General features: G+C 73.1%; 8 protein-coding genes. 5 read left to right on the forward strand and 3 right to left on the reverse strand.

Annotation, left to right across the window (positions count from 1 at the left end):
- Positions 1-75 precede the first annotated feature (75 nt).
- The gene (tsaD, locus tag ACIBM5_RS39645; RefSeq protein WP_396011547.1) at positions 76-1149 is read right to left on the reverse strand and encodes a tRNA (adenosine(37)-N6)-threonylcarbamoyltransferase complex transferase subunit TsaD; all 1074 of its coding nucleotides are present in this window, start codon (positions 1147-1149) and stop codon (positions 76-78) included.
- Between the two features lie 131 nt (positions 1150-1280).
- On the opposite strand from tsaD, the gene ACIBM5_RS39650 reads away from it, so the two are divergent.
- Both ACIBM5_RS39650 and ACIBM5_RS39655 read left to right on the forward strand, forming a co-directional pair.
- A complete protein-coding gene (locus ACIBM5_RS39650; protein WP_396011548.1) occupies positions 1281-3563 on the forward strand; it encodes an excinuclease ABC subunit UvrA in 2283 nt (760 codons plus the stop codon).
- Positions 3564-3677: 114 nt separating this feature from the next.
- Positions 3678-5654, forward strand: a complete 1977-nt coding sequence (locus ACIBM5_RS39655) for a hypothetical protein (protein ID WP_396011549.1) — start codon at positions 3678-3680, stop codon at positions 5652-5654.
- An 81-nt stretch (positions 5655-5735) separates the two neighbouring features.
- On the opposite strand, the gene ACIBM5_RS39660 is transcribed toward ACIBM5_RS39655, so the two are convergent.
- Both ACIBM5_RS39660 and ACIBM5_RS39665 read right to left on the reverse strand, forming a co-directional pair.
- Complete coding sequence (locus ACIBM5_RS39660; RefSeq protein WP_396011550.1) at positions 5736-6530, reverse strand: ABC transporter permease; 795 nt, start codon at positions 6528-6530, stop codon at positions 5736-5738.
- Complete coding sequence (locus ACIBM5_RS39665; RefSeq protein ID WP_396011551.1) at positions 6527-7546, reverse strand: ATP-binding cassette domain-containing protein; 1020 nt, start codon at positions 7544-7546, stop codon at positions 6527-6529. The genes ACIBM5_RS39660 and ACIBM5_RS39665 overlap by 4 nt, the downstream gene beginning before the upstream one ends.
- 218 nt (positions 7547-7764) lie before the next feature.
- On the opposite strand from ACIBM5_RS39665, the gene ACIBM5_RS39670 reads away from it, so the two are divergent.
- From ACIBM5_RS39670 to ACIBM5_RS39680, 3 genes are all read left to right on the forward strand, one after another.
- Positions 7765-8562 carry a TetR/AcrR family transcriptional regulator gene (locus tag ACIBM5_RS39670; protein ID WP_396011552.1) on the forward strand — a complete coding sequence of 266 codons (798 nt, stop codon included), beginning with the start codon at positions 7765-7767 and terminating at the stop codon, positions 8560-8562.
- 134 nt (positions 8563-8696) lie between these two features.
- Positions 8697-11363 carry a DEAD/DEAH box helicase gene (locus tag ACIBM5_RS39675; protein ID WP_396011553.1) on the forward strand — a complete coding sequence of 889 codons (2667 nt, stop codon included), beginning with the start codon at positions 8697-8699 and terminating at the stop codon, positions 11361-11363.
- Complete coding sequence (locus ACIBM5_RS39680; protein ID WP_396011554.1) at positions 11360-12193, forward strand: SWIM zinc finger family protein; 834 nt, start codon at positions 11360-11362, stop codon at positions 12191-12193. Before ACIBM5_RS39675 ends, ACIBM5_RS39680 begins: the two co-directional genes overlap by 4 nt.
- Positions 12194-12314 lie beyond the last annotated feature (121 nt).

A 12314-nucleotide genomic window follows, 5' to 3' on the forward strand; every position in this document is an offset into this window, starting at 1 on the left:
CGACCCGTCGTCGGCCCAACCGCCGGTGGCAGCGCGGTGCCGGTGCCGCCGGGGTCGAGGTGCGGATCCGCGCGATCATCCGGCGGCGCGTGTCGGTGTCGCCGTGGGGTGCAGGCGCGCGTACTCCAGGGGCGCGGACGGATCGATGGACACGTCGAGCGGAGCCGGCGCGACGCCGGCACGGATCAGCAGGTCGCCGACGGCGGCGATCATCGCGCCGTTGTCCGTGCACAGGCGTGGCGGCGGCACCCGCAGGGTGATGCCCGCGGCGGCGCAGCGCTCGGCCGCGAGCGAGCGCACCCGGGAATTGGCCGCGACGCCGCCGACCACGACCAGGGTCCGCACGTCGTGTGCGGTGCACGCGGCAACCGCCTTGCGGGTCAGGACGTCGGCCACCGCCTCCTGGAGCGCGGCGGCGCCGTCCGCGACCGGCAACGCGCCGCCGCCGGCGCGCGAGCGCTCGGCCCAGCGGGCGGCGGCGGACTTGAGGCCGGAGAAGGAGAACGCGTACGGGTCGTCGCGCGGGCCGGTGAGTCCGCGCGGGAAGGCCACGGCGTGCGGGTCGCCGTCGCGCGCGGCCCGGTCGATCGCCGGCCCGCCCGGATAGGGCAGGCCGAACACCCGGGCCACCTTGTCGAAGCACTCCCCCGCCGCGTCGTCCAAGGTGTCGCCCAAGTGCAGGATCGGATCGCGGGCGAGGTCGCGCACGAGCAGCAGTGAGGTGTGGCCGCCCGAGACGATCAGCACCACGCAGGGGTCGGGCAGCGGGCCATGTTCGAGAGTGTCGGCCGCCACGTGTCCGGCCAGATGGTGCACTCCGTACAGGGGCACGTCCAGCGCGAGCGCGAATGCCTTGGCAGCGGCCACGCCGACCTGGAGGGCGGTGGCCAGGCCGGGTCCGGTGGTCACCGCGACCGCGCCGACGTCGCGCCGGCGCAGCCCGGCCGAGTCCAGCGCGGCGCGCACCACAGGGGTGATCGCGTGCACGTGCGCGCGGGCTGCGATCTCCGGCACCACGCCGCCGAATCGGGCGTGTTCGGCCATGCTGGTGGCCACCGCGTGCCCGAGCAGCCGGCCGTCCCGGACCAGGCCGACGCCGGTCTCGTCGCAGGACGATTCGATGCCGAGGACGATGGGTGAGGCGCTCATGACACGAGCTTAGTTGCCCATGGAACGCACTTGCACATGTCCTGCAACAGTCTCGGCAATTCGTCGTCGGTACCGAATCGCTGGGAAATCCTTGACAGCATGTGTCAGGGACCCTTTCGTACGTTGCCGACATGAACTACGACAGCATCGTGATCACCGGCGCCCGGGAGCACAACCTCAAGGGTGTGTCGCTGCGCATCCCCAAGAACCGGATCGTCGTGTTCACCGGCGTCTCCGGTTCGGGCAAGTCGTCCATCGTGTTCGACACCATCGCGGTCGAGTCGCAGCGGCAACTCGCCGAGACGTTCACGGCGTTCGTCCGCAATCGACTGCCCAAGCACGAGCGGCCGGAGGCGGACTCGATCGAGCACCTGTCGACGGCGATCATCGTCGACCAGCGCCCGGTCGGCGGCAACTCGCGGTCGACGGTGGGCACGATGACCGACATCCACCCGCTGCTGCGCGTGTTGTTCTCCCGGCACGGCACCCCGTCGGCGGGACCCTCCAACCACTACTCGTTCAACGACCCCAACGGCATGTGTCCGACCTGCGAGGGCCTCGGGCGCACGGTGCGGCTGAACCTGGACGCGTTGATCGACCCGACCCGGAGCATCAGCGACGGCGCGATCCGGCACCCGGGGTTCGCCGTCGGCGGTTGGCAGTGGCAGCTGTACGCGAACCACGACCTCTACCCCACCGACGTCCCGGTGCGCGAGTTCACCGACGAGCAGTGGCGGCTGTTCCTGCGCGGCACCGGTGCGAAGGTGGAGATCGTCAACAGCAACGGCCGGCACCGGATCGACTACGAGGGGCTCGTCGACCGGTTCAACCGGCTCTACCTCAACCGGGACACCTCCGCGCTGGCCGAGAAGAGCCGCGAGACGATCGCCCGGTTCGTCACCGAAGGCGAGTGCCCGGACTGCGCGGGGGCCCGGCTTAACGAGGCGGCGCGATCATCGTTGATCGAGGGGCGCTCGTTGTCGGACTACGCGGCGATGGAGATCGGCGATCTGGTCGAGGTGCTCACCGGGTTGGCCGACCCGATCGCCCGCCGGGTGGCCCGGCCCGCGGCGGTCGCGCTGGAACGGATCGTCGCGATCGGGCTCGGCTACCTGCACCTGGATCGGCCCACCTCCACGGTGTCCGGCGGCGAGGGGCAGCGGCTGAAGATGGTGCGCTACCTCGGATCGAGCCTCACCGGGATGACCTACATCTTCGACGAGCCGAGCGTGGGCCTGCACCCGCGCGACGTGGTCCGGCTCAACGACCTGCTCACCCGGCTGCGGGACAAGGGCAACACCGTGCTGGTGGTCGAGCACGACCCGGACGTGATCGCGATCGCCGACCACATCGTGGACGTCGGGCCCGGGGCGGGCATCCACGGCGGCACCGTCACGTTCGAGGGCGGTTTCGCCGAACTGCGCCGGTCGAACTCGCCGACCGGGCAGGCGCTGCGCCGGCTCACCGCGCTCAAGCCGAGCTTCCGCCGGCCCACCGGCGCCCTGGAGATTCGCGGCGCGAACCTGCACAACCTGCGGAACCTGGACGTGGACATCCCCACCGGCGTGCTCACCGTGGTCACCGGGGTCGCGGGCTCGGGCAAGAGCACGCTGATCTCGGACGTACTGGTCGCGGCGCACCCGGATGCGGTGGTGGTCGACCAGTCGGGCGTGGGCATCTCCGCACGCTCGACGCCGGCGAGCTACGTCGGCGTGGCCGATCCGCTGCGCAGGCTGTTCGCGAAGGCCAACGGCGTGGATCCGGGGCTGTTCACGTTCAACTCGCTGGGCGGCTGCCCGGAGTGTCAGGGGCGTGGCGTGATCCGGACCGACATGGCCTTCATGGACCCGGTCACCACCCGCTGCGAGGCGTGCGAGGGACGGCGGTTCCGGGACGAGGTCCTGGCGTACCGGCTGCGCGGCAAGTCGATCGTCGACGTGCTGGCGCTGACCGCCGAGGAGGCGGTGGGCTACCTGACCGAGCAGGCACTGCGTACCCGGGTGCGATCGCTGGTCTCGGTCGGCCTCGGCTACCTGACCCTGGGACAACCGCTGAGCTCGCTCTCCGGCGGCGAGTTGCAGCGGCTCAAGCTCGCGAGCGAACTACACAAGACGGGCAGCCTGTACGTCCTGGACGAACCGACCACGGGCCTGCACATGTCCGACGTGGAAACCCTGATCGGGTTGCTGGACCGGCTCGTGGACGCGGGCAACACGGTCGTGGTGGTGGAGCACAACCTGGACGTGGTCAAGCGCGCCGACCACGTGCTCGACCTGGGCCCGGGCGGTGGCAAGCACGGCGGCCTGATCGTCTTCGAGGGCACGCCGGCCGAACTGGTCAAGGCGGAGGACTCGGCGACCGCCGAATTCCTGCGGGCCGCGTTGGCCTCGGCGGAACGGGCCCGGGCGAACTGACCCGCGCCCGCCCCCGCTGATCCTGTCCCGCGGTCGGCTCGCGGCCCCGGCGAACCCGGTGCCGGCCGCGGGGGCGGGGTGGGGCGCGTCGGCGGCGCGCGGTAGGGATGTGGCATGGCACCTACGACGGTTGGTCCCTGGGATCAGTGGCTCTCCCCGGCTATGTCGGGTCTGGTCACCGGTCTGGGGATGTGGAATTGGAATGCGTTGGCCTCCCTGGAACGGGTCGGTGGCTACCTCGCCGGCACGTGGGATCCGCCGGCCGGGGAGGACGGGCCGGGGATCGTCGGCGACGGGTCCTGGCCGCCGCTGATCGGCCGGATGGCGGCGGTCGCGCTGCGCGCGGCGGCGCCGGGGACCAGGGTCGAGCACCGCGAGGCGCTGTTGGCATTCCTGGAGATCTGGGCGGCCACGCCGATGGCCGACCCCTCGGCCCGGTTGCGTACCGGGGTCGCCCGGGCCGACGCCAAGGCCGTGCGGGACGAGCGTGGGGCCACCGTCGCGATCACCTGGCCGAGTGAGGGACGTTGCAACGTCGTCCAGGTGCGTACCGGGGACGCCGATCCGCCCGAGTTCGGTGCGCCGGACGACTGGGTCGAGGCCGCCCACGGCTGGGGCGACGCGGATCAACTGCGCCGGCTGGTCGCGCTGGTGCGCGAGCGTGGGCCGATGGCCTGGGATCCGGCGGCGGTGCGACTGCTGGGTGCGGAGACGGGGGTCTCCCGGGCTGCGGCGACGCTGTTGGTGATCGGGGACGCGGGCGGGATTCGCACGCTGCCGCCGCTGGATCCCGAGCAGCGCGCGGTGCTCGGGCTGAGTACGGCCGAAGCGGACGCCGGTTACGACGAGTTGCGCCGGTTGACCGAGCTCGACCGGCTGGAGTTGTTCGCTCACGTCCTGCCCGAGGACCCGGCCGAGTTGTGGGAGCCGGCCGGCCCGGGTGCGCTCGCGGCCCGGATCGCCGCCGCATGGCAGACCCGGTTCGGACGCGCGCGGCAGGTACCCGAAGCGACCCTCGCCGTGCTCGCCGAGCACACCGGGCTCACCGTGCACACCCCCGCCGCGCACATCTGTGCGGCCTTCATGGCCCCCGAGACACATCCCCTGACCGGCCGGAATCACGATCCGTGGCTGGCGGAGGGGCTCGGTGGGACGTACTGCACCAGCGAGGAACAGGGTGTGCGCTGGTTCCAGGAGTTCCTGAAGGCACTCACCGACGCGCTGCCGATCGTCTACGCCGAACTGCCCGCCGGGGATCCGGTACGCGCCGGGCTGCCCGCCACGGTGGCCGCGCTGCGTGCTCGGCTCGATCATCCGGGTCTGCTGTTGGACGCCGGGTACACCGCGCGCTACCACGAGTCGGCCGACCGATTGCGCGAGTTGTTCGGCGACCGCCCCTATGTCGGGCCGATCCCACTGAAGGCCGCGAGCTTCGACGACGGTCTGAGCATCGCCACCATCGCCGAGCCGAGCGAAGGATGCCCCAACCCCTTCGTGCGCACGTACTTCCGGCCGGCCCGGTACGGCGACGACGAACGTTCCGCGCTGCTGCGGCGGGTCGCCTCCGGCGGTGCACCCGTGCGTGACGCCGTCGACATGCTGCGCGGGGACTGGTGCGCGCGGGTCGTGGAACGGGTGGCCGGCGACACGCTGCCGGTCGGCGGATACGAGGCCGATCCGGCGCTCAGCGCGCCGGAGACCGTCGCGCGGGTCGAGAAGGCGCTCGGGGTGGACGCCGATGCGGCCGCGCTGTACCTGCAACTGCTCGCGATCGAGCGCCCGAGCGATCGTCGGGTCCGGCTGTGGAACGGCTGGAACGCCGCTCGGCACCGGGAGGCCGCGGCGGCACTGGTGGCGGCCGGCGTGGTGGTCGCGGACAAGCGGGCCCGTGCCGGTCGTGGAATCTTCCTGCCGGGCGACTGGGCCAAGGCACGCAAGCCGCTGTGGCCGATCGAGGTGTGGAAGGCGAATCTGCTGGGGGTGCGGCGGATCGGCGACCGGGTCTGGGAGGAGCAGGTCTGGCGGCTGACCCTGCCGGAAATGTTCGCGCACGCCTGGGACCTGGTCGAGCGCGGGGAGGGGCCCGGCTGATCCCGTGCCCGGGCCCGGGGGGGGGGGGGGGGGGGGGGGCCGGCGCGCCCCCCCCCCCCCCCCCCCCCCCCCGCGGGGCGGTCAGCGACCGAGTCCGCGATAGCGCCGGACCGACAGCGGCGCGAAGATCGCGATCAGCACGAGCGGCCAGACGAAGGACATCACGATCGTGTGGTCGGCGGCCCACGAGCCGCCGGTCCAGCCGGGGTTGCCGAACAATTCGCGGCCGGCGCCCGCGCTCGCGGACAGCGGGTTCCACTCGGCGATCGTGCCGAGCAGGCCCGGCATCGTGTCGGGCGAGACGAACACGTTGGACAGGAACCCCAGCGGCCAGACCAGGATCTGTAGGACCGCGACCGACTCGGGCCCCTTGGCACGCAGCGCCAGGTAGATGCCCATCCACAACACCGCCAGCCGCAGCACCAGCAACATCGCGACGGCGAGCGCCGCCCGCGCCGGCCCCTCGTGCCATCGCCAGCCCACCGCGAGCCCGCAGCAGATCAGTACGAACAGCCCGACGGCGGCGTGCAGCATGTCGGCGAGCACCCGGCCGCCGACCACGGCCGAGTGCGACATCGGCATCGACCGGAACCGGTCGGTGACCCCACGCGCCGCGTCGCCGGCGACCGCCGTGAAGGTGGATTCGATCCCGAAGACCATGGTCATCGCGAACATGCCCGGCATCAGGAACTCGCGGTAGTCGCCGCCGCCCGGCACGTCCATCCCGCCACCGAACAGGTAGCCGAACATCAGCACCATCAACACCGGGAACAGCAGCCCGACCAGCACCGGCGCGGGCTGCCTGGCCCAGTGCGCGAAGGTGCGGCGGGTCAGCGTCCAGGTGTCCGGCAGGGCTCGGCGCAGCGCGGTGCTCATGCCGCCACCTCGCTCGCGTCGCCCGTGCCGGCTCCGCGGGTACGGCGCGATCCGCCCGCGTCGTCGGCCGGTTCCCCGTCCCGGCGTACGCCGGTGATGGTCAGGAAGACCTCGTCGAGGGTGGGTCGGCGCAGCACGATGTCCTCCGCCTCGATCCCGGCGTCGTGCAGCGCGCGCACCGTCGCGGTGAGCGCGCCCACCCGGTCGGTGATCGGGATGCCGACGCGGCGCTCGTCGTGGCGGACCTCCGGATTTCCGTTGCCGATCCGGGCCAGGATCGCGGCCGCGGCGGTCAGGTCGAGCGGTTCGCGGACCACCACGTCGATCCGGTCGCCGCCGAGTCGGGACTTGAGCTCGGCGGGTGTGCCCCGGGCGATCACCCGGCCGTGGTCGACCACCGAGATCGTGTCCGCGAGCCGGTCCGCCTCCTCCAGGTACTGCGTGGTCAGCAGCACGGTCGTACCGCCCGCCACCAGCGCGCGCACCGCGTCCCACACCTCGGTACGGCCACGCGGGTCGAGGCCGGTGGTCGGCTCGTCCAGGAACAACACCTCGGGTGCCTGGATCAGCGACGCGGCCAGGTCCAGCCGGCGCCGCATCCCGCCCGAGTAGGTGGTCACCGCCCGTTCGGCGACGTCGGTCAGCGCGAACCGCTCCAGCAGCTCGCCCGCCCGGGCCCGGGCCGCGCGGGCACCCAGGTGGTACAGCCGGCCGAACATCTCCAGGTTCTGCCGCCCGCCGAGCACCTCGTCCAGTGCGGCGTACTGGCCGAGCAGCCCGATCCGCGTGCGCACCCGCGCCGCGTCGCGCACCACGTCGAACCCGGCCACCTCGGCCCGCCCGCCGTCCGGACCCAGCAGTGTGGTCAGGATCCGCACCGCCGTGGTCTTGCCCGCGCCGTTGGGCCCGAGCAATCCGTGCACCGTCCCGGCCGGGACCTCCAGATCGAAACCGTCCAGCGCCCGTGTGGCGCCGTGCACCTTGGTCACGCCTTCGGCGGAGATCGCCAGTGGCATGTACACCCCTTTGCGTATCGCTGTTCGCGGCCCGATGGAACCGCGCAAATCCGCTCGCACGACGACTCTGTACGACGTACGGAGTCGATCCGTACGCCGTACCGTACGTGATACGGAGTCTCTCGGCAAGCGTGTTCCCCCATCGCCTCGGCGGCCTTGTCGATCAACTTCGGATGTCGTACCGTACGCAATACGGAGTTCTCGGAGAGGGTACGCACGTGGCACGAGAGAAGAGCAGGCGCGCGGATCCCGCGCGTACCCTCGCCTTGTTGTGGCGCACCGGCGAGGCGCCCACCCGCGGCCCCAAGCAGGGGCTGACCGTGGACCGCATCGTGCACGCGGCGATCGAGATCGCCGATGCCGACGGGCTCGCCGCGCTGTCCATGCGCGCGGTCGCCGAGCGGCTCGGGGTCGGCACCATGTCGCTGTACACCTACGTGCCGGGCAAGGCCGAACTGCTGCACGTCATGTTCGACACCGTGCTGGGCGAGAACGAACTGCCCGACACCTCCGGGCTCGGCTGGCGCACGGCGCTGGAGCGGCACGCGCGCGCCGACCACGCGCTCGCCCAGCGGCATCCGTGGGTGGTGCAACTGTGGGGCCCCGGCCTGCTGTTGATGGGCCCGCGGATCACCGCCCGGGCCGAGTCGGCGCTGCGCACCATCGCCGACCTCGGCCTGACCGAGCCGGAGATGGCGCACATCGTCGGACTCGTCGACGCCTACGTCCGAGGCATCACCCAACTCGCCGTCGACGTCAACCAGGACGCGGTGAGCAGCGGCGAGGGCTACGAGGACTGGTGGGCGGAGAGCACGCCGTACCTGGAGCGACTCATCCAACCCGCCCGCTTCCCCACCCTCACCCGGGTCTGGGCCGCCGGCACCTACGAGGAGGCCCCCGACGCGGGCTTCGAATTCGGCCTGCGCCTGGTCCTGGACGGCATCGAGACCCTGATCCGCTCGCGGCGCCCGGCAGAACCGGTCGCCACGACGGAATCCCCCGCACCGCAGGAGTAGCGAACATCGGTACCCGCAGCACGCACGTTCCGACCGACCTGATCCGGCACGCCGCCACCTTCGCGCCGGCCGACCCGCCCCGCGCCGGCACCGTCGCCTTCTGGCCGCACCCGACCGGCACCGACACCGTCACCGTGCTCGACGCCGACGGCAGCGAGCACACCCATCCCGCCGTCCTGGTACCCGTCGCCGACGCGGTCCGGCTGCTCTCCCGGGCCCGCCGGTCCGCCGACGCCCACCCGGCCGCCGCGTTCTGGGGCGCGGCCACCGTACTCGCCCTGCAACTGGTGGCCCGCGGCCGGATGTTGCCCGGGCTCTCCCCCGGCGACCACGACGCGTGGCGGGCCGGGCCGCTGGACGCCGCCGACGTGGAGCGGGTGCGCGCGCTCGCCGACGCGATGCCGGGCGAGGCACGGGCGATACCCACCCCGAGCGGCGCACTGCTCCCGGAGGCCGCGCCGCTGATCCGGGCCTTCCTGGACGCGGTCGCCGACACCATGCCGCGCACCGCCGCCGCGCCGCCCACCGGTCCCGCCCTGCGCGCCGGCGCCGGCACAGGCACCGCGTTCGCCGGCACCGACGCGCACCGGCTGCCCGAGTTGCGCTCGTGGTCGGACCGGGTCGCCGCCGGGATCGACACCGGCGTACGGATCTCGCTGCGGCTGGAGACCCACGACGTCGAGCACGCGCCGTTCCGGGCGACCGTCCAGGTGCACTCGCTCGCCGACCCGACCGCGGTGATCGACGCGGACACCCTGTGGACCGGCACCGACCCGCGATTCGGCGAACGGGCCCGACTGGACGTGCTGCTCGCGCTGCGCCGGGCCGCCCGGGTGTGGCCCGCGCTGGAGCCGCTGCTGAACGCCGGCGTGCCGGACCGGGTGGTGGTCGGCGACGACGATCTCGGTGCGCTGCTCGGCGCCGCCACCGCGCGCCTGGCCGCGGCCGGGGTCGAGGTGCACTGGCCGCGCGACCTGGTGCGCGACCTCACCGCCAAGGCCGTGGTCGGCGGGCACGACCGCGAGCCCGGCGACCTGCGCGCCTTCCTCGGCGGCGACACCCCGCTCGGCTTCGACTGGCAACTCGCCCTGGGCGACCACCCGTTGACCGCCGCCGAAATGCACGCGCTGGCCGAATCGCACCGGCCCGTGGTGCGGCTGCGCGACCGGTGGGTGCTGGTCGACCCGGCCCTGCTCGCCAAGGCCCGCAATCGCTCGATCAAGCCGCTCACCCCGATCGAGGCGCTCACGGCGGCCCTGACCGGCGGCATCGAGGTGGCCGGCAAGCGGATCGAGGTGGGCACCTCGGCCTGGCTGGACGACCTGCGCGAGCGGCTCGCGGATCCGGACGGCGGTGCCGAGCCGATCGCCGCGCCGGACGCGCTCGCCGCGACCCTGCGCGACTACCAACTGCGCGGCCTGCGCTGGCTGGACCGGATGACCTCGCTGGGCCTGGGCGGCTGCCTGGCCGACGACATGGGCCTGGGCAAGACCGTCACCCTGATCGCGCTGCACCTGCACCGCCGGGCCGCCTCGCCGGATGGCGCCGACCCGGCACCGACCCTGGTGGTGTGCCCGGCGTCGCTGCTGGGCAACTGGGAGCGGGAGATCGAGCGCTTCGCACCGGGCACACCGGTGCGCCGCTTCCACGGCGGTGCGCGCACCCTCGACGACCTCGCCGACGGCTTCGTGCTCACCACTTACGGCACGATGCGCCTGGACCGGACCCGGCTGGCCGAGGTGCCGTGGGGCCTGGTGGTCGCGGACGAGGCGCAGCACGTCAAGAACCACACCTCGGGCACCGCCAAGGCGCTGCGCACGATTCCCGCGCAGGCCAGGATCGCGCTCACCGGCACCCCCGTGGAGAACCGGCTGTCCGAGCTGTGGGCGATCCTGGACTGGACCACCCCCGGCCTGCTCGGCGGCCTCGCCGCGTTCCGCCGCCGCTGGGTCAAGCCGGTCGAGGCCGACCGGGACGGGCCCACGGCGGAGCGGCTGGGCCGGCTGATCGCGCCGTTCCTGCTGCGCCGACGCAAGTCCGACCCGGGCATCGCGCCGGAGCTGCCCGCCAAGACCGAGACCGACCAGCCCGTGTCGCTCACCCGCGAGCAGGCCGGCCTGTACGAGGCGGCGGTGCGCGAGGCGATGGCCGAACTGCGGGACAGCAAGGGCATGGCCCGGCGCGGGCAGATCGTCGGCCTGCTCACCGGACTCAAGCAGATCTGCAACCACCCGGCGCAATACCTCAAGGAGAGCGAGCCCCGCCTCGACGGTCGCTCCGGCAAGCTCGAACTGCTCGACGAGTTGCTCGACACGATCCTCGCCGAGGACGGCTCGGTCCTGGTCTTCACCCAGTACGTCACGATGGCCCGGCTGCTGGCCAGGCATCTCGACGCCCGCGGCATCGGCAACCAACTCCTGCACGGCGGCATCGCGCCGGCCCGCCGCGACGCGTTGGTCGCGCGTTTCCAGGACGGAGCGGTACCGGTGTTCCTGCTCTCGCTCAAGGCGGCCGGCACCGGGCTCAACCTCACCCGTGCCGACCACGTCGTGCACTACGACCGCTGGTGGAACCCGGCGGTCGAGGAGCAGGCCACCGACCGTGCGTACCGGATCGGCCAGACCCGGCCGGTCCAGGTGCACCGGTTCATCGCCGAGGGCACCATCGAGGACCGGATCGCCGCGATGTTGCGCGACAAGCGCGCGCTGGCCGACTCGGTGCTCACCGGCGGCGAGGCCGCGCTGACCGAACTCTCCGACACCGAACTGGCGAACCTGGTCGAGCTGAGGAGCACCCGATGACCGCGGAACCGGCCCGCGCCTTCCCCGCGTTCGCCCCGCGCGCCGCACCCGGCGCCAGGGGACGGACCTGGTGGGGCCGCGCCTGGACCGATGCCCTGGAGGACTCCGCACTCTCCGGCGAACCGTTGCGCAAGGGCCGCGCGTACGCCGGCTCCGGCCGGGTCGGCCCGATCACCGTGGGCCCGGGTCGGATCGCGGCATCCGTGTACGACGCGGACGGGTCGCAGTACGAGACGGTGGTGCGCATCGAGCGGCTCACCGACGCGCAGTGGGATCGGTTCCTGGACCAGGTGGCCGTCAAGTCCGGGCACCTGGCCGCTCTGCTGGACCGGGACATGCCGCAGGAGCTGGTGACGGCGGCCGAGGACGCGGACGTCGGGCTGCTGCCGGGCATCGGCGACCTGGATCCGGACTGCGACTGCCCCGACTGGGAGTTGCCCTGCCGGCATGCCGCCGCGCTGTGCTACCAGGCGGCCTGGCTGCTGGACGCGGACCCGTTCGTGTTGTTGCTGGTCCGCGGGCGGGACGAAGGCAGGGTCCTGGACGGCCTGCGCGAGCGGGACCCGAGCAGCCGGGTACCCGGGTCGCCGGCCGGCGCGCCCGGAGCCGGGGGCGGGGTCGCCGCCCGGGAGGCGTACCGGGCGGCCGATCCGTTGCCCGCCGACCCGCCTCCGGTGCCGGACGCCGTCCCGGCGATGGCGATCACGCCTCCGCCCGGGATCCCGGCGGGCGCGCTGGAGTCGCTCGTCGCCGAAGCCGCGCGGCGCGCCCGCGAGCTGCTCGACGAGACCCACCCCAGGAGTCCGGCAGGAAGCCCGAGCGGCGGATGAGGAACGGGCCGGGCCTCGTGCCGCCGGCATGCCGCGGCCTCGGTCGGAAAATCCGATGATCGGGGCCGGCGGCCCGTCCTAGGATGAACGGCCCATGGTCGCCGAGCGGACAGAGACGAAA

The sequence above is a fragment of the Embleya sp. NPDC050493 genome, assembly GCF_044458105.1.
Classification (GTDB): domain Bacteria; phylum Actinomycetota; class Actinomycetes; order Streptomycetales; family Streptomycetaceae; genus Embleya.